General features: G+C 41.1%; 14 protein-coding genes and 1 tRNA gene. 11 read left to right on the top strand and 4 right to left on the bottom strand.

Annotation, left to right across the window (positions count from 1 at the left end; genetic code table 11):
- Nucleotides 1-62: 62 nt before the first annotated feature.
- From D7Z94_RS21430 to D7Z94_RS21420, 3 genes are all read right to left on the bottom strand, one after another.
- On the bottom strand, nt 63-1,529 hold the full coding sequence (locus tag D7Z94_RS21430) for a glutamate synthase subunit beta (RefSeq protein ID WP_120713665.1): 1,467 nt from the start codon (nt 1,527-1,529) through the stop codon (nt 63-65).
- An 8-nt stretch (nt 1,530-1,537) separates the two neighbouring features.
- Entirely contained in the window at nt 1,538-6,046 is a 4,509-nt protein-coding gene (gene gltB / locus D7Z94_RS21425) for a glutamate synthase large subunit (protein WP_120713664.1), read from the bottom strand.
- Nucleotides 6,047-6,458: 412 nt separating this feature from the next.
- Nucleotides 6,459-7,601, bottom strand: coding sequence for an acyl-CoA dehydrogenase family protein (locus tag D7Z94_RS21420; protein WP_120713663.1), 1,143 nt, complete (start codon nt 7,599-7,601; stop codon nt 6,459-6,461).
- A gap of 281 nt (nt 7,602-7,882) precedes the next feature.
- On the opposite strand from D7Z94_RS21420, the gene D7Z94_RS21415 reads away from it, so the two are divergent.
- The 10 genes from D7Z94_RS21415 (at nt 7,883) to D7Z94_RS21370 (ending at nt 16,130) form a co-directional block, all read left to right on the top strand.
- Nucleotides 7,883-9,115: a Glu/Leu/Phe/Val dehydrogenase dimerization domain-containing protein gene (locus tag D7Z94_RS21415; RefSeq protein ID WP_120713662.1), complete on the top strand. Its 1,233-nt coding sequence runs from the start codon at nt 7,883-7,885 to the stop codon at nt 9,113-9,115.
- 16 nt (nt 9,116-9,131) lie between these two features.
- Entirely contained in the window at nt 9,132-10,469 is a 1,338-nt protein-coding gene (nhaD, locus tag D7Z94_RS21410) for a sodium:proton antiporter NhaD (protein ID WP_120713661.1), read from the top strand.
- Between the two features lie 52 nt (nt 10,470-10,521).
- Nucleotides 10,522-11,214 (top strand): MotA/TolQ/ExbB proton channel family protein, encoded by a 693-nt coding sequence (locus D7Z94_RS21405; protein ID WP_120713660.1) that lies wholly within the window; start codon nt 10,522-10,524, stop codon nt 11,212-11,214.
- Between the two features lie 9 nt (nt 11,215-11,223).
- The gene (locus tag D7Z94_RS21400; protein ID WP_120713659.1) at nt 11,224-11,610 is read left to right on the top strand and encodes an ExbD/TolR family protein; all 387 of its coding nucleotides are present in this window, start codon (nt 11,224-11,226) and stop codon (nt 11,608-11,610) included.
- Complete coding sequence (locus D7Z94_RS21395; protein ID WP_120713658.1) at nt 11,610-12,512, top strand: energy transducer TonB; 903 nt, start codon at nt 11,610-11,612, stop codon at nt 12,510-12,512. Before D7Z94_RS21400 ends, D7Z94_RS21395 begins: the two co-directional genes overlap by 1 nt.
- Complete coding sequence (locus D7Z94_RS21390; RefSeq protein ID WP_120713657.1) at nt 12,513-13,724, top strand: bifunctional folylpolyglutamate synthase/dihydrofolate synthase; 1,212 nt, start codon at nt 12,513-12,515, stop codon at nt 13,722-13,724. It abuts the gene before it with no gap.
- A 206-nt stretch (nt 13,725-13,930) separates the two neighbouring features.
- A tRNA-Val gene (locus D7Z94_RS21385) sits at nt 13,931-14,005 on the top strand.
- 969 nt (nt 14,006-14,974) lie between these two features.
- Entirely contained in the window at nt 14,975-15,244 is a 270-nt protein-coding gene (locus D7Z94_RS21380; protein WP_120713656.1) for a helix-turn-helix domain-containing protein, read from the top strand.
- Between the two features lie 9 nt (nt 15,245-15,253).
- A complete protein-coding gene (locus D7Z94_RS21375; RefSeq protein WP_120713655.1) occupies nt 15,254-15,526 on the top strand; it encodes a hypothetical protein in 273 nt (90 codons plus the stop codon).
- Between the two features lie 358 nt (nt 15,527-15,884).
- Nucleotides 15,885-16,130, top strand: coding sequence for a hypothetical protein (locus tag D7Z94_RS21370; protein ID WP_120713654.1), 246 nt, complete (start codon nt 15,885-15,887; stop codon nt 16,128-16,130).
- Between the two features lie 277 nt (nt 16,131-16,407).
- On the opposite strand, the gene D7Z94_RS21360 is transcribed toward D7Z94_RS21370, so the two are convergent.
- On the bottom strand, nt 16,408-17,262 hold the full coding sequence (locus D7Z94_RS21360; protein WP_120713652.1) for a formate/nitrite transporter family protein: 855 nt from the start codon (nt 17,260-17,262) through the stop codon (nt 16,408-16,410).
- A 292-nt stretch (nt 17,263-17,554) separates the two neighbouring features.
- Here D7Z94_RS21360 and D7Z94_RS21355 point away from each other — a divergent pair, with 292 nt between their 5' ends.
- A complete protein-coding gene (locus tag D7Z94_RS21355) occupies nt 17,555-18,670 on the top strand; it encodes an alkene reductase (RefSeq protein WP_120713651.1) in 1,116 nt (371 codons plus the stop codon).
- The last annotated feature ends 71 nt before the right edge of the window (nt 18,671-18,741 follow it).

The following is an 18,741-nucleotide window of genomic DNA, read 5'->3' as shown; positions in this document are numbered from 1 at the left end:
CATTGTGGTCAATAACACCTTGAAAATATCATTGAAACATTTTATGGATTGCACTTATACAATTAAACCCTAGGCAAATCTCCTTCCCCTTTTAAAGGCAATTCCGAACTCCCCATAAGATAAGTGTCCGCATAATGCGCTGCCTGTCTACCTTCTGAAATAGCCCAAACGATGAGGGATTGTCCCCTTCTTTGGTCACCAGCTACAAAGACTCCCGGCACATTGGTTTGGTAGTTCGTTTCCGGTGCCTTTATGTTGGTTCTTTGATCCGCCTCTAGTCCCAGCTGTTCTGCAATGGTCATTTCAGATCCGGTAAACCCTAGAGCTAGGAGGGCCAATTCGCATTTCCACTCTTTTTCCGTTCCTTCTACCTCCTTTAGAACTGGACGTTTACCAGGCTGTTTGATCCATTCAACTTCTGAGGTAATCAAACCTTTTAGATTCCCCTCTTTATCCCCAATAAATTCTTTGGTAGAAATACTGAAAAAGCGTTCGGCACCTTCCTTGTGAGAGGAACTGGTACGTAGTCGCATGGGCCAAAATGGCCAAGGTTGGTCCTCTGGTCTGTCTGTTGTGGCCATGGGCATAATCTCAAAATTGGATACTGATTTTGCCCCCTGACGGAATGAAGTACCTATACAATCCGAACCCGTATCACCTCCACCGATAACAATAATGTTCTTATTAGTGGCCAAAATTTCCCCATCAAATTTTTTGACGCCATCTACCCTTCGGTTATTTTGGGATAGAAAATCCATAGCTTGGACAACTCCTTTTAAGTCCGAACCTTTAATAGGTAAATTTCTACGGACCGTAGCACCACCACATAGTACAATAGCATCAAAATCCTGTTTCAATTGAGAGGCTTCCAAGTCCTTTCCAATATTTGTATTACATATGAATTCTATGCCTTCCTCTTCCAGAACCTCCAATCTTCGGTCAATGATGTGTTTCTCCATTTTGAAGTCGGGAATGCCATACCGTAATAACCCTCCAGGTTTTTCATCGCGTTCAAATACCGTAACCCAGTGTCCGGCCCGGTTCAATTGTTGTGCCGCGGCCAATCCCGCTGGTCCTGAACCAACCACAGCAACCTTTTTTTCGGTTCTGTTTTTGGGAGGCTTGGCTTCTATCCATCCTTTTTTAAAGGCGGTCTCGACAATATTTTTTTCTATATTCTCAATGGAAACGGGATCTTCATTGATACCTAAAACACAGGCTTCTTCACAGGGAGCCGGGCATAACCGGCCTGTAAACTCGGGAAAGTTATTGGTGGCATGCAAAATATCAGCTGCCTTTTCCCATTTGCCCCGATACACCGCGTCATTAAAATCAGGGATTAAATTGCCCAATGGACATCCACTATGACAAAAAGGAATACCACAATCCATACAGCGAGCTCCTTGGTCCTTGAGTTCCTTTTCCTTCATTGGAAGGGTAAATTCCTTAAAGTTTTTAACACGCTCCTCTACCGGGGCATATTCTTCAACTTTTCTATCGAATTCCAAAAATCCTGTAATCTTTCCCATTTCTCGATTTATATAGTTTCCAACTTTTCTTTTTCCAAACGTATCAAAGCCTGCCTATATTCCTCAGGGAATACCTTGATGAATTTGGGAAGACTCTGTTCCCAATCTTCCAAAATACGCTGGGCCAACGGGCTAAGGGTAGCATTGTAATGATTTTCTATAAGTTGCTTAAGCTGTTTTACGTCATTGTCCTCATCTACCTCCAAGAGGTTTAGGGTTTCCGTATTGCATTTTTGCCTAAATGTATTCTTCTCATCAAAAACATAGGCAATACCACCGCTCATTCCAGCACCAAAATTCCTTCCTACTTCACCAAGAATTACAGCTATACCACCAGTCATATATTCACAACCATGATCCCCGATTCCCTCAACTACTGCCTTAGCACCGGAGTTTCTGACGCAGAAACGTTCCCCTGCCTTTCCATTTATGTAGGCTTCGCCGGACGTTGCACCGTACAGGGTTACGTTTCCTGTAATGACATTTTCTTCAGGCTGCAAAGTAGATTTGTACGGAACTTTAATGACCAATTTGGCACCGGACAACCCTTTACCCAGATAGTCATTGGTGTTTCCATTGACCACCATCGTCAATCCTTTTGTGGCGAAAGCTCCGAAACTTTGTCCCGCAGAGCCCGTAAAATTGAGCTTTAACGTATTTTCCGGGAGCCCTTCCGCACCGTATATTTTTGATATTTCATTGCTAATAATGGCTCCTACTGCACGATCCGTGTTGTGTATGGGGAAATCCAAAGTCAATTTTTCTTTTCGGAACAAGGCCGGATGTGCTTGTGCTATGATGTCAAATTCAATGGATTTGTCCACATCATGCTGTTGTTTCTGTGTATTGTAGAATTTGGTACCGGTTGGGACATCTACCTGGTACAAAATTGGTGTAAGATCAATTCCTGCCGCCTTGTAGTGTTCTATGGCCTTTTTTCGATCTAATTTTTGCACTTGCCCGACCATTTCATTTACGGTCCTAAAGCCCAATTGGGCCATGATTTCCCTAAGCTCTTGGGCCACAAAATACATGTAATTGACCACATGCTCGGGTTTGCCTTCGAACTTCTTACGCAATTCCGGGTTTTGGGTCGCGATGCCCACTGGACAAGTGTTTAAATGACAAACACGCATCATAATACACCCTGAAGCTACTAGAGGTGCGGTGGCAAAACCAAATTCCTCGGCCCCCAAAAGGCAGGCTACTGCCACATCCCTACCTGTTTTCAACTGTCCATCGCATTCAAGAACGATCCGGTTTCTAAGGTCATTGAGAACTAAAGTCTGTTGCGCTTCGGCTATTCCCAACTCCCATGGGAGTCCGGCATGTTTTAAGGAAGTCAAGGGTGAGGCTCCTGTACCTCCATCGAACCCGGAAATAAGTACCACATCAGCTTTTGCCTTTGAAACTCCTGCCGCCACGGTTCCTACCCCAACTTCGGAAACCAATTTTACGTTGACCCGTGCTTTTCTGTTGGCGGATTTTAAGTCGAAAATCAATTGGGACAAATCTTCAATGGAATAAATATCGTGATGGGGGGGGGGTGAAATTAGTCCTACATAGGGGGTTGAGTTTCTTGTTTTTGCTATGGCAGGATTTACTTTTGGGCCAGGAAGTTGCCCACCTTCGCCAGGCTTGGCACCTTGAGCCATTTTAATCTGTATTTCCTGTGCACTTGTAAGGTAGTTGGAGGTTACCCCAAACCTTCCTGAAGCTACTTGTTTTATAGCACTGTTACGCCAGTCCCCTGTGGCGTTTCTATAAAATCGTTCGGCGTCTTCCCCACCTTCGCCAGAATTACTCTTCCCTCCGATACGGTTCATGGCTATAGCCAGGTTTTCGTGGGCTTCTTTACTTATGGACCCGTAGGACATGGCTCCGGTCTTAAAACGCTTAACGATTTCCGTCCACGGTTCAACTTCCTCCAAGGGAATTGGGTCAAAATTGGAAAATTCAAACAAGCCCCGAATGGTCATTAGATTTTTGGACTGCTCGTTCACCATCTCGGAGAATTCCTTATAGGTATCGGTCTCATTGTTACGAACGGCTTTTTGAAGCTTGGCAATGGACAATGGATTGAACATATGTTTCTCGCCATCCCTTCTCCAACGATATTCCCCACCAATTTCCAAATCCAGGGTCGCTGCCACTTCTTTTTTGCTAAATGCCTTATTATGCCTCTTCGCAATTTCTTTTTCAATCTCGTACAATCCGATACCCTGAATTCGCGTGGGCGTATTGGGGAAATATTTGTCAACTACTTTGGTATTTATGCCAATGCATTCAAATAATTGTGAACCCCGGTATGAATTCAACGTAGAGATACCTATTTTGTTCATCACTTTTAAGATTCCCTTACCGATGGCCTTGTTATAATTGGCAATGGCTTCTTCGAAAGTGAATTCAGTAATATCATTTTCTTCGATCTGTTCCCCAATAATTTCATTTACCAAGTATGGGTTTATTGCACTTGCCCCAAATCCGAACAAGAGACAAAAGTGGTGTACTTCCCTAGGTTCGGCGGATTCGACGATAATACTGAGTTTCGAGCGTTTGCCCAATCGTTGTAACCCACTATTTACATAGGAACAGGCAAGTAAGGCAGGAATTGGTGCATTTTCGGCACTAACATATCTATCGGATAGAATAATGATGTTGGCCTCTTCATCAATGGCCTTGGAGGCCTGATCCAAAATAGATTGCAGGGCATCTTCCAAACCATTATGACCTTTTTGCACTTCATATAAAATGGGAATGGAGACCACTTTATAATCCGGACTGGAGTCGTAATTCTTTATTTTGTCCAGATCCTCCTTAGAAATCACAGGGTTCTGGATTTTTAGTTTTCTGCAGTGGTACTCCGTAATGTCGAAAATGTTGTGGTCCATACCCAAGGTGAGGCTGATATCCGTAATCAATTCCTCACGAATACCATCCAAAGGAGGATTGGTAACCTGCGCGAAAAGCTGTTTAAAATAGTTATAGAGTAATTGGGGACGTTCCGAAAGTACCGCTATGGGGGTATCAGAACCCATGGAGCCAATGGGCTCCTTGGCATTCTTCCCCATAGGTAGGATTATGGTATTGATATCTTCCAAGGTATATCCAAAGGCAGATTTCCGCTTTTCCAATGTTGCTTCGCCCAAGAACAAGGGGCAATCATTGTAAGGGATATCCCTTAAATGCACCAAATTATTGTCCAACCATTTCTTATAGGGATGTCTTTGAGCAATTTCTTCCTTTATTTCCTCATCATTCACTATTCTTCCCTCTTCCATGTTCACTAAGAACATCTTACCAGGTTCCAGTCTACCGTGATATTCTATATTTTCCGGCTCCAATTCGACGACTCCAGTTTCCGAGGACATTACTACATATCCATCCTTGGTTACCGAATATCGAGAAGGTCTCAATCCGTTCCTATCCAAAACTGCACCTATGTAATTTCCATCTGTAAATGGAATGGAAGCAGGTCCGTCCCAAGGTTCCATTACACAGGAATTGTATTCATAAAAGGCACGTTTGGCCTCGGACATTTCCGAATTTTTTTCCCAAGCTTCAGGAACCAACATCATCATAACCTCCGGCAAAGACCTGCCTGTCATCAGCAAAAGCTCAACGACCATATCCATGGTCGCCGAATCTGATTTTCCTGGAAGGATAATAGGAAGTATTTCCTTTATTTGTGGGCCGAACAAATCACTTTGAAGCAGACTCTCCCTTGAACGCATCCTTGAAACATTGCCGCGGAGGGTATTGATTTCACCATTATGGCACATATAGCGGAAAGGTTGTGCCAAATCCCAGGTTGGGAAAGTATTGGTAGAAAACCTTTGGTGTACCAAGGCCAATCTGGTCACTACTTTGGGGTTCATCAGGTCCTTGTAATACAAACTGATGTCTTTGGGCATTAATAGGCCCTTAAAAATTATGATTTTCGTGGAGAGACTAGGTATGTAAAAGAATTTACTCTCAGAAAGTTTGGATTCAATGATGGTATGTTCGGTGACCTTGCGGGCTATAAAAAGCTTTATGTTAAAATCAAAATAGGTTTGCTCCGCATTTTCTTTTCCGACAAAAATCTGTTTTACAAAAGGCTCTGTTTCCATGGCAATGCGGCCGGGTACGGACTTATTTACCGGAACATTGCGCCAACCCAACAAATTGAGTCCTTGTTTTTTAATATTTTCCTCCAGGGCCGAAATACAGAAATTACGCTGGTTTTCTTTTTGGGGCAAAAAAACATTACTCACGGCATATTCCCCCGGCTCAGGAAGATCAAAACTGCAAACATCCTTAAAGAAATCATGGGGAATGTCTATTAGGATACCTGCTCCGTCACCTGTCTTTCCATCGGCACTTACGGCACCCCTATGCTCCAATTTATCCAGTATCTCTAGGGCCTTGTGAATAATGTCATTGGATTTCTTCCCCTTAAGGCTACAGATGAACCCTGCGCCACAGTTGTCATGTTCAAATTCCGGTAGGTATAACCCTTGCTTCTTCAATTTCATCTGATACAATTTAGTTTGTTAAGGGCCCTATACAATTTAGTGCACCTTTCAGTAGATGTACTTGTTTGAAAGAGTATGTTCCAAACATTATGGCATTTCTTCAAAAATAGCATTATTGATGAATTATTTGTATTGAATCAAAAAAAAGACAAAATAAAATTCAACAATTAGAATAAAATGCTTAAAAATATTCAAAAACGAATTTTTGATTGGTTTAATTTATTAGAATGATAAATTTAAGAAATCCAAAAAGGCTTTGAAAAGATTTTATAGGGTAAGTCGTCCTGTTTTGGATATTTATAACAAATACCCCCTGTGTTTTTAGAGGGGCAACACATTTAATGCGGAAATAAAACAAAGTAAGCCCCTTATTCGTTACGGTAGGCAAACATGGCCCTGATTCGTTTATGTATCAATCCCTTAAAATATCCCTTGAGATAACGATTTTTTGAATTTCGGAAGTGCCTTCATAAATCTGGGTAATCTTTGCATCGCGCATTAACCGCTCTACATGGTAATCCTTTACAAAACCATTACCTCCATGTATTTGAACTGCTTCTACCGCTGTTTCCATCGCCACTTGGGAGGCATACAATTTGGCCATTGCACCGGAAAGGTCATAATTGTTCCCTTGATCTTTGTCCCATGCCGCCTTGTATACCAAATGGCGGGCCGCCTCTATTTGTGTATGCATGTCCGCCAATTTAAAGGCGATGGCCTGATGATTGGATATCTCCGTCCCAAATGCTTTGCGCTCCTTGGAGTATTTTAATGCCAGTTCATAGGCTCCTGAAGCAATACCCAAAGCCTGTGCGGCAATTCCGATTCTACCACCCGCAAGGGTTTTCATGGCAAATTTGAAGCCAAAACCATCTTCGCCTATTCGATTTTCCTTTGGTACAATTACATCATTAAAAATAAGGGAGTGGGTATCACTTCCCCGAATCCCAAGTTTATTTTCTTTGGGCCCTATTTCAAAACCCTCCATCCCCTTTTCTACGATTAGGGCATTGATGCCTTTGTGGCCTTTTTCCTTATCCGTTTGGGCTATTACCAAATAAACTTCGGCCGTATTACCGTTGGTAATCCAGTTTTTGGTGCCGTTAAGTACATAATGGTCCCCCTGGTCAATGGCCGTAGTCCTTTGTGAGGTAGCATCACTACCAGCTTCTGGTTCGGAAAGGCAAAATGCGCCAATAATCTCACCTGTTGCCAGGCGCTTTAAATATTTTTCTTTTTGGGCCTCGCTACCAAAGGTTTCCAGTCCCCAACAGACCAAGGAATTATTTACGGAAACCACTACGGATGCCGACGAATCCACTTTTGAAAACTCTTCCATGGCAATGGCATAGGATATGGTGTCCAATCCACTGCCGCCATATTTGGGGTCTACCATCATGCCCATGAAGCCCATTTCCCCCATTTTTTCTATTTGTGCTGTCGGAAATTTTTGCGCTTCATCACGTTCAATTACTCCAGGAAGTAGTTCGTTCCGGGAAAAATCTCGGGCTGCCTGCCGTATCATCAATTGTTCTTCGGATAAGGTAAAATCCATAAAAAGTCACTTATTTTTCTGTAACAAAGATAAGGTTACGGGGCTTAATGCAGAATAGGTTTACGAGCTATTTTTTATACGGTTAATTTTTGTGATAAGGAACTGTAAAACATGTCAAAACCGATGCCAAATTTTTATCTTTGTTACCGGTCATCTTTCAAACTGATTTAAGAAAAAATAGTATGAGACAGCATTAGCTACATCCTAGGGGAACAGCAGAATAATGAAAAGTTTTACATAATACATGTATTCTAAGTCACATACATTTTAGATCTATAGTAATGAAAGAACTACTTCAAGAATATGAAAATAAGCGGCCAGAAATCGTTTTTAATTGGAAAGACCCTGAAACTGAGGCCGAAGGATGGACGGTTATAAACTCACTTAGGGGTGGGGCCGCTGGTGGGGGAACGCGCATGCGTGAGGGACTTGATATGAACGAAGTCCTCTCCCTGGCCAAAACCATGGAAGTGAAATTCACGATTTCAGGCCCCCCGATAGGTGGGGCAAAATCAGGCATAAATTTCAATCCGAACGACCCGAGAAAAAAAGGGGTGTTGAAAAGATGGTACCATGCCGTATCCCCTTTGCTCAAAAGTTATTATGGCACAGGTGGAGACCTCAATGTAGATGAAACCCACGAGGTGATTCCAATAACCGAAGATGTTGGAGTTTGGCATCCACAAGAGGGGGTGTTCAATGGCCATTTTAGACCTACAGAGGCAGATAAGATTAATAGGATAGGACAATTGCGGCTCGGGGTCATAAAACCCCTTGAAAGTGATAGATATTCTCCCGATACTTCCCGAAAATATACGGTAGCGGATATGATTACCGGTTTTGGGGTGGCCGAAGCCATTCGTCACTATTATGATATTTTTGGAGGTAATGTCATGGGAAAACGAGCTGTGGTCCAAGGCTTTGGCAATGTTGGGGGGGCTGCGGCTTTCTATCTTTCCCAAATGGGCGCAAAGATTGTTGGCATATTGGATAGGACAGGAGGGGTCATCAACGAAAAAGGATTTACTTTTGACGAGATCAAGCATTTTTTTCTAAATAAAAAGGGGAATAACCTCATGGCCCCGGCAAACCAAATGATTCCTTTTGACGAGGTAAAGGAAAGCATATGGGAACTGCCTACTGAAATATTTGCTCCCTGTGCGGCGTCCCGGTTGATCACCAAAGCACAGATTGCCAAAATGATGGACACTGGCCTAGAGGTCATCTCCTGCGGAGCCAATGTGCCTTTTGCGGACAAAGAGATTTTCTTTGGCCCCATAATGGAATATACAGATGGTAGGGTTAGCCTTATTCCGGACTTTATATCCAATTGCGGTATGGCTCGTGTTTTTGCCTACTTTATGGAGAAAAGAGTGGGAATAGATGATGAATTGATATTTAATGATACTTCCAATACCATTAGAAAGGCAATTTTGAATATCTTTAAGCAGAATCCTTCAAAAATAAATTTGAGCAGAACGGGATTTGAAATTGCATTGAAACAGCTAGTATAACTAAAACCGACCGAGTATGGAGACCATAATTATTATCGTATTTCTTGTAGGCTATCTTGCCATTACCTTAGAACACAACCTTAAAATTGATAAGTTAATACCGGCCTTAGCTATGATGGCCATATTATGGGCTATCATTGCTTTGACGCATATGCCTGTATTTGAGGTAAATGCCGAGCTCAAGGAGTTAGAGCCTAGTCACTTGGATGAGATGTTGCTCCATCATCTCGGAAAAACTGCTGAAATACTGGTCTTCCTTTTGGGCGCTATGACCATTGTTGAAATCATTGATTATTTTGACGGGTTTGCCACTATAAAGGGCTATATAAAGACCCGAAGCAAGCGCAAGCTATTATGGTTATTTTCCATTTTGGCTTTTATACTCTCGGCCATTATTGATAACCTAACGGCCACCATTGTGTTGGTTACCATTCTACAAAAAGTAATCAAAGATCGGGAGACACGCCTTTGGTTCGCAGGTTTAATTATCATAAATGCCAATGCTGGAGGGGCATGGTCACCCATTGGGGACGTAACTACCACCATGTTGTGGATAGCGGACAAGGTTTCCGCTGCGCAGTTGGTAATCCATGTGCTTTTGCCCTCCATTATCTGTATGCTTGTACCAACATTTATTGCGGGCAGATTCAAGGCCTTTCAGGGGAATATTGAGACGGACATTAATCAAATAGAAACACCAAAATCAAAATTTGGCCCTACAATGTTGTATTTGGGATTGGGCTCCATAGTTTTTGTACCCTTCTTTAAGACAATTACCCATTTGCCTCCATACGTAGGTATGATGCTTTCCTTGGCAGTTGTGGCTACTTTTGCCGAAATTTACAGCAATGCCAAGTTCAGTATCAGTTCTGCCACGGATGAAGGACATCATGAGGCGGCCCATCATAGTCCGGTCCACAAGGCACTTTCCAAAATAGAATTGCCCAGTATCCTATTCTTCTTGGGGATATTGTTGGCCGTTGCCGCTTTGGAATCCCTAGGTTTGTTGTTTCATTATGCGGAAAGTATGAATCAGGCCATACCCAATACCGATATTGTTGTAATGCTCTTGGGCATAGGATCTGCGGTAATCGATAATGTACCTTTGGTGGCTGCCAGTATGGGAATGTTCTCTGAGGGATTGGACAGTCCGCTTTGGCATTTCATCGCATACTCTGCGGGAACAGGTGGTAGTATGTTGATTATTGGCTCTGCAGCGGGCGTGGTTGCCATGGGTATGGAGAAAATAGATTTCTTCTGGTATTTAAGAAAAATTGCATGGTTGGCGTTCGCTGGATTTTTGGCTGGAGCCGTCGTATTTATTTTATTGCGTGATTTTGTACTTCACGGATAATTTTATCGATAAAATGCCGTTATTATGGCAAATCTAAACACTTAAGAAATTTATGTTATTGTTTCTGAAACTTGCTCAGGATCCAGAAATGGGAGAAGTGGTATCCGAGGAGAAGACACTTTCCGTAATGGATCTGATATTAAACGGGGGCACAGGTAGTGTCGTTATTATCTCCGTACTATTTGTACTTCTATTTGTAGCATGCTACATTTATTTTGAACGACTGTTCGCTATAAAGGCTGCATCCAAAATCGACAAAAACTTCATGAACCAGATTCGGGACCATGTCACCAGTGGCAAACTGGAAGCTGCTAAAATTTTATGTGCCCAGACCGATTCACCAGTTGCCAGACTTACCGAGAAGGGAGTTTCCCGTATCGGAAAACCTTTGGACGATATAAATACCGCTATTGAAAATGCAGGTACTTTGGAGGTTTACAAGCTAGAGAAAAATGTAAGTATTCTGGCCACTGTGGCCGGTGCGGCACCGATGATAGGTTTCCTGGGAACGGTTATTGGTATGATTTTGGCGTTCCATGAAATGGCCAGCAGCGGAGGTCAAGCTGAAATGGGCTCCCTGGCCTCAGGAATTTATACGGCCATGACAACTACCGTAGCAGGACTTATCGTAGGGATTATAGCTTATATAGGGTATAACCATTTGGTGAACAGGACGGATAAGGTGGTTCATAAAATGGAAGCCAATGCCGTGGAATTTTTGGATTTGTTGAACGAACCGCTTTAATCCGGGACTATGAAATTGAAAGGAAGAAATAAGGTAAGCCCTGATTTTAGCATGTCCTCCATGACGGATATTGTTTTCCTCTTGCTTATCTTTTTCATGCTTACCGCCAATTCGCCCAATGCACTGGATTTACTTTTGCCCAAGGCCAAAGGGAAATCGACAAACACACAAAACGTTTCGGTAAGTATCGATAAAAACTTGCAATATTTTGTGAACAACGAAAGAATTAACGGAGAATATATTGAAATTGAATTAAAAAAGGCACTAGAAGGACAGGAGAAACCGACTATCATTCTTAGGGCGGAAGAAAGTGTAGCTATTCGAGAGGCAGTGAACGTTATGGACATTGCGAACCGAAATAACTATAAAGTTATTCTGGCCGTGCGACCCAATTAATGTCATTTTTAGATACGAGACACAAGAAAAAATCATTCACGCTTACCACTTTGTTGTTAAGTGTGTTACTGCTTATATTATTCTATATAGGCCTCACCTACATGGACCCTCCCATTGAAAATGGTATTTCCGTAAATTTCGGGACTATGGATTTTGGAATGGGCAACCAGCAACCCAAAGAAAAAATAAAATCCGAACCAGTTGATATCCCAGAACCTCCCAATGAGCCTGAAGAAGTTCAAGAAACCGCCGTGCCGGAAGAGGTAGTGGAAGAAGAGGTAGTGGAAAAGGAGCCGGCTGCCGAAAAAGTCCTTACCCAGGAAAACGAGGAATCCATCAAAATAAAAAAGGCACAGGAAGCAAAGCGAAAGGCGGATGAAGCTGCTAAAAAAGCTAAGGCCGAAGCCGAGCGGATAGCTCGTGAGAAACGTGAAGCCGAGGAAAGGGCCCAAAAAGAACGAGAGGCCAAAAAGAAAAAATTGGACGAACTTATTGGTGGTATTAACAAATCCGATGGCAATGCTTCCGGCTCGGAAGGGGATGATAATATAGCCGGTGACAAAGGCTCACCTGAAGGTGATCCCTATGCTACAAGTTATTATGGAAGTCCGGGCTCTGGTAGCGGCACAGGAGGTTACGGACTTAACGGAAGATCTTTGGTCAGCAAGGGCAAAGAAAAACAGAACTGTAACCAGGAGGGGAGGGTAGTCGTTAAAATCGTTGTGGATAGAAATGGTAATGTAGTAAGTGCTACACCGGGCGTAAAAGGAACTACCAATAATGATCCTTGTCTATTGGATCCAGCCAGAAAGACAGCTTTTAAGCACAAATGGAACCTGGATTCCAATGCTCCAAGCCAACAAATTGGTTTTGTGGTGGTCAACTTCAAATTAGGGGAATAAGTGACTTATGCGGAAACCTTGGATTGGATGTTCGCCCAACTACCCATGTACCAACAAAAAGGTAAAGTGGCTTTCAATGGAAAATTGGATAACATTAAGGTCCTTTCTGCCCGTCTAAATAATCCCGAAAAAAAATTCAAGAGTATCCATATTGCCGGAACCAATGGCAAAGGTAGTAGTAGCCACATGTTGGCGTCCATTCTACAAGAGGCGGGCTATAAAGTTGGATTGTATACTTCACCACATCTCAAAGATTTTGGAGAACGGATCAGGATCAATGGGGAAACGATTCATAAACAATTTGTCGTCGATTTTGTAAACGAGAACAAACTTTTTTTTGAAAAACATCAGTTCTCTTTTTTTGAAATGTCCGTCGGAATGGCTTTTCAATACTTTGCCCAAAACAAGGTGGACATTGCGATAGTCGAAGTAGGTTTGGGAGGGCGATTGGATTCCACGAATATTATAGTGCCGGAAGTTTCCTTGATTACCAACATTGGGATGGACCATGCCGACATACTTGGAGATACCTTACCAAAAATTGCTATAGAAAAGGCCGGTATCATTAAGGAGAAGGTTCCGGTGGTAATCAGCGAATACCAGCAAGAAATTGCCGATGTATTTAAATCAATTGCATCGGAACGTAATGCAAGGATTGTATTTGCGGACCAAAGAATACAGGAAGAATATGGGACATCCCTTCCGGGCAATTACCAATCTAAAAATGCTAAAGGTGTAGTGGCCGTTTTAAGGGAGCTTAAAGGTTTTAAGATTGAAGAGAAACATATCCAAAGGGGGTTTGAGAATGTCGTAGAAAATACAGGACTGTTGGGGAGATGGCAAGTGCTACAACAAAACCCAAGGGTAGTATGTGACACGGCCCATAATCGTGAAGGACTCTCCATTGTTCTTGATCAAGTAAAACAGCAGAATTTTGATAAATTATATATTGTGCTTGGTTTTGTAAAGGAGAAAAATCTGGAAACCGTTCTTCCACTTTTTCCCAATAATGCAAGATATTATTTTGCCAAACCCAATATTCCTCGAGGATTGGACGCCTCTATTTTGAAGGACCAAGCTTCTCGATTTAGGCTAGAGGGTGAAATGTATAGCTCTGTTTCGGAAGCCTTAAAAAATGCACTGCTCCATGCCTCTAACACGGATTTTATCTTCGTTGGGGGAAGTACATTTACTGTGGCCGAGGTGGTTTGATTTTTTCGTATTTTTTCTTTTGGCCGACAAAAAAACTATAGTATATTTGCACCCGCCTGAAAGCTATTGCTATAGTGGTATGGTGAAAATCTTTATAGGGCTCTTAGCTCAGTTGCCCGCCCGGATGAAAGGATTTCATCCATTCGAACGGGGTTCAGAGCCGCTGTCATAAAATTATGACGGATAGAGGAAAAAATTGATTATTTGGGCTCTTAGCTCAGTTGGTTCAGAGCACCTGCCTTACAAGCAGGGGGTCACTGGTTCGAATCCAGTAGGGCCCACTTAGTAAAATCAAGCCTTTCAAGAAATTGGAAGGCTTTTTTATTTTTTGGTTGCACGCGGATTGCACGCAATCTGGATGTTGGATTTTTATATGTGTAGCGAAATAAATAGCTACTGGAGTTGGTAAAGCCGGACTTAGGATTTAGTGCTGCAAGGTTTGAGAGTTCGAGTCTCTCTTCGAGAACAAAGGGAAAATCCGACTTTTAGAAGACGGATTTTTTGTTTTGGTCAAACAATGGACAAACAAATAAGTGTTTTGTCTATTTGAAAAAGCGGACAATTAAGTATATGAAATAAATGAAGGAAATGATTGAGCTGACGGACAGGGATACTGACTCGAATCTAGGAAGACCTTTCAAGGAAATTCATTTTTCTGGAGCTTCTCATTTTCCCTAAAGAGTTTTTTATTATAAAGGGTTAAAACAGAATTACTACTGAGTCCAAATCCAGTTCCTTTGGAGTGTGGGTTCGATTCCCACCTAAGGTAAATTAGGAGAAAGTCGAGATTTATGTCTCGGCTTTTTTATTTCAGGTACAACATAGGTACATTTGGGTTAGTTTGCTTCTCAACAGACACAGGTCTTTTAAAAATACTTTCAGGGAAAAAGATTTTAACCAAGATAAAATCAACTGTTAATCAGAGGGTCGTTGGTTCAATCCCAAAAGGGGGGGTAAAATCAGAAGGTTATATTTATTTGTAACTGTCTTTTTAGTTTTCAGCGTGCTTTTTTTAAATTGATTTATCAACTAATTCTTCAGTAGAAGTTCCTGATAGTTTCATCGGCAAAAATGAAAAGTCCTATCCGAAGGATAATTATTTGATTCTAATCTACTGTTTATCTACGGGTCATCTACCTTCAAGTATTTCATTTAATAGATTTTTTAAACCGTTCACCCAATAATTTGTCGGCTTTTGAAGTTTATAATTAATTTTTAGTTGTTGTAAACTATAACATCCTCTCCTGATTATGCAAGTAGTCTGTCTACAAGAAGAAGCTTTCTATGCCCTGTTTGATAAGGTAATCGACCACGTTGAAGCCAAGAGAAGGGATATGCCGGATAAATGGATAGATGGCGAGGAAGCAATGCATATTCTCAGGATAAAATCCACGACAACTTTGCAGAAATTAAGGGATGAAGGCAAAATCAGGTTTACCCAGCCCCAAAAGAAAATAATTCTTTATGACCGTGATTCGCTAAATGAATACTTGGAAAGTTACGCTCGTGAAACCTTTTAATGTATAATTATGGAGACTAGGATTGATTCGGATTATAAAAAGGCATTTAATTTAGGGTACGAAATTGCCAAGGAATTGAACTTGAAAACCCCAATGTTCAAAGGCCAAGATTCCTCACAAAATTCAACAAATGCGATACAGGCCGGAATGCTTCATTATATTCATGAGGTAGCACTTTCAAAAAATAAAGTACTTGCTAAATCTGTTCAAATTAGAAATATAAAGTCTAAGGCTGAGAGAAAAGGTAAAAACAAGAATAGGGGTAAAGGTTTGTCTCTATAGCTAATACATGCTTGTTTATTAATCTAATGCATTTAGGACTTACTTCTAGCAAATTCTCCTCCATTCCGATAATACTTCTTTCAGAAGACAATCTTCAACACACCGGGAATTTGAATCATTCTTAAAAGTTTCAATTTCCTGTAAAACTATCGTTAGAGTATGCAAATTCATCTACAAATTGAAAAATTGCTAGTGAGTATCTCTTTCAACATTCGCTTTTGAATCAATATTTTATTCATTTGGAATTATAATGCTAAAGTGAATCCCTTAATTTTGAAGGAAAGTAGAATAAACATCCAGCAGTGGAATTTTTTCTGCCAGCAAAAATAATTTTTAAATTGATTTATAAAACCAGAATATGAGAAATACAGCATTTATTATTACCCTTTTATTGTTATTGAATTCATGTGGTTCAACCATCCAACTTCCCGTGTCTAATGAAGTTCCAGCGGCGGAGATTACGGTGGTAAAAAAACAAGATGGCAATAATAATTTTACGATAAAGCTTACAGCGAAGAACTTGGCCATTGCTGATAGACTTTCTCCATCAAGAGAAACCTACGTAGTATGGATTGAAACTGATGAAACGGAATCAAAAATGTAGGTCAGTTAAATCCCGAAAACGGTGAAAAGGTTGAGCTTGAAACCGTTTCGGCTTTTGAACCAAAAGCAATTTTTGTCACTGCAGAAGATGAAGGCAATGTAAGCCTTCCAACAGGTACAGAAATATCGCGAAAAAGCTTTTAATGGCACTGCACTATCTTTCGAAACTCCTTTCTTGTAAAGTGAACAGTGACGAAGGAAAATAATTGAAAAAGAAAAAAAAGGAAGTTTGTGTCTTTTGGCTAAACTTCCTTTTTTTGCTTTCAGTATCATCTGGTCTACTGAAAATTTGCGGAAAATGCCCTGTATTTTAAAAGTGCAACGAAGAACACTCCTCCGAATGCATTTCCGACCAGTGCGGTAACTTGAAATGTAACATAGTCTACCCAAGATATTGAACTCGTGAAAATTAATCCGGACAAGACTTCTATGTTGCCCACTATACTATGGTGAAAGCCAGCGAAGCCAACAACTGCGGTGATCATGTAGATAATGAAAATTCTACTGATAGTCTCGTTTGATGATGTTACAAGCCAAGATAATAGCGCCATAAGCCAGCCGGCTAGTGTAGCGCTTCCTAAAATCGTTAAGGTAGTTTGATGTGTTACATGCAACGCTATATCCGCTATACTCTTAGCAGAAATTATACCCATTGATGTACCTACAGAGCAAATTATCAAAGCAATGATCGCTCCCCCCAATAAGTTGCCTATGATAACCAAACCCCATAATTTTAAGAGCTCAGTTATGGTACGCTTTCCATGTAGTACGGGTAATGCTAACAGCGAAGTCTGTTCTGTAAACAAAACCGATTTGCCCAAAACCACCATAATAAAACCGACGGGGTAGGCAAAGGCAACAATATACGGTAGTGTTTTTAGAGAAAACTTATCCGCTAGAAAGGTATACAAAATTGCGATTAACAAATAGCTAAATCCGATTTCAAGACCTGCAGCGGTAGAACTGATAAAAATTTTTCGGGATTTCTGTTCAAAGGTTTCCATTCCTTCACTCAGTTGTTCTACTAAAATTTCTTCTTGAGATTTTTGTCCATTGCTTTCACTTTCGCTTTCTACTATTTCTTCTACAAATTTTTCCTTTTGCTCTTTATCACTTTTAGCTGTGGTCTTCATTCTATAACAATTTTAAAATCTTGAAAATAGTTTTTTGAAAAGGTACATACAGTGATTCAATAGAATAAAAAATTCACCCATTTAAGACAGCAATTTTATCGATACAGTTAGAATGACCTTTAGAATCGCTCTAGCTTTGAATTCACCTTGAAAAGATGACATTATTACTTAAGTCTTATATAGGAGAACATTGCGACATAGAGTTTCTAGGAAGAAGAGTCGAATTTGCATATAGAAGATTCGATATATCGGGAAGTCGTGATTTAAATAAATTCAAAAAATGATTGCTACTATGAAAATTGAACAAGAATTATTAAAGTCATTTACTATGGGAAAGCTTCAACTCCCAAACAGAATAGTAATGGCGCCGATGACGCGTAGTCGTGCTGAAAATGAGCACAATAGTCCAACAGAAGACCTGCATGCAGTCTATTATTCCCAAAGAGCAAGTGCCGGTTTAATCATTACGGAAGGGTCTCAAATATCTAAAGAAGCTGTTGGGTATATCAATACTGCAGGAATTCATTCTAAAGAGCAAGTTGCTGGATGGAAAAAAGTAACCGAAAGGGTACATCAAAAAAGAGGTCGTATCTACATTCAACTTTGGCATGTCGGACGTATCTCCCATCCCGATTTCCACAATGGGAATTTACCTTTGGCCCCATCAGCGCTGAATCCACAAGCTAGTGTATATACACCCGAGGGTCAAAAAGAAACAGTAAAGCCTAAGGCAATGACCAAGGAGGATATTACGAGAACGGTTGCGGATTTCGTTTCGGCTGCAAAAAATGCAGTGGAGGCTGGTTTTGACGGCGTTGAAATTCATGCTTCAAACGGATACTTACTACACCAGTTTTTTAACGGTACTTCAAACAAGAGAACTGACGAATATGGCGGTTCAGATGAAAATAAATCCCGTATTCTTTTTGAAATAATTGATGGGATAAAATCCGTAATGCCAGAAAACCAAATTGGTGTTCGCCTGAATCCTTCGCTACACGGAATTTTTGGAATGACTATGGATGAGGAGACCATTCCCACCTTTGATTACATTATCAACAGATTGGGTAAGGACTACGATTTGGCCTATTTACATCTTTCTGAGCCCTTTAATGACGTTTCCGATATCTCATTTGCTGAGACAGAAATTGCCAAAAGATACCGCCCTATGTACAAGGGAACTTTAATGATTAATGCGGGATTTGACCAAGCGAAAGGTAACGCGGTCATTGAACGTGGTGAAGCAGATTTGGTTGCTTACGGAAAGCCTTATGTGTCGAATCCTGATTTGGTGGAGCGTTTTGAAAACAATAGCGAACTATCCGAATGGGATGAAAGCACCTTCTACACAACCGGAAAAAAAGGATACACTGATTATTCTAGGGCTGACGCAAGTCAAGAAGCATAAACTGAAGTGAGAGTGACGGCGAGAAAAAGGAAACTTTTAGAAGTTGAAACACGCCAAAGAAAATCCCTGTA

This window comes from Ulvibacterium marinum (assembly GCF_003626755.1).
Classification (GTDB): domain Bacteria; phylum Bacteroidota; class Bacteroidia; order Flavobacteriales; family Flavobacteriaceae; genus Ulvibacterium; species Ulvibacterium marinum.
This window is presented reverse-complemented; position numbering and strand designations above follow the sequence as displayed.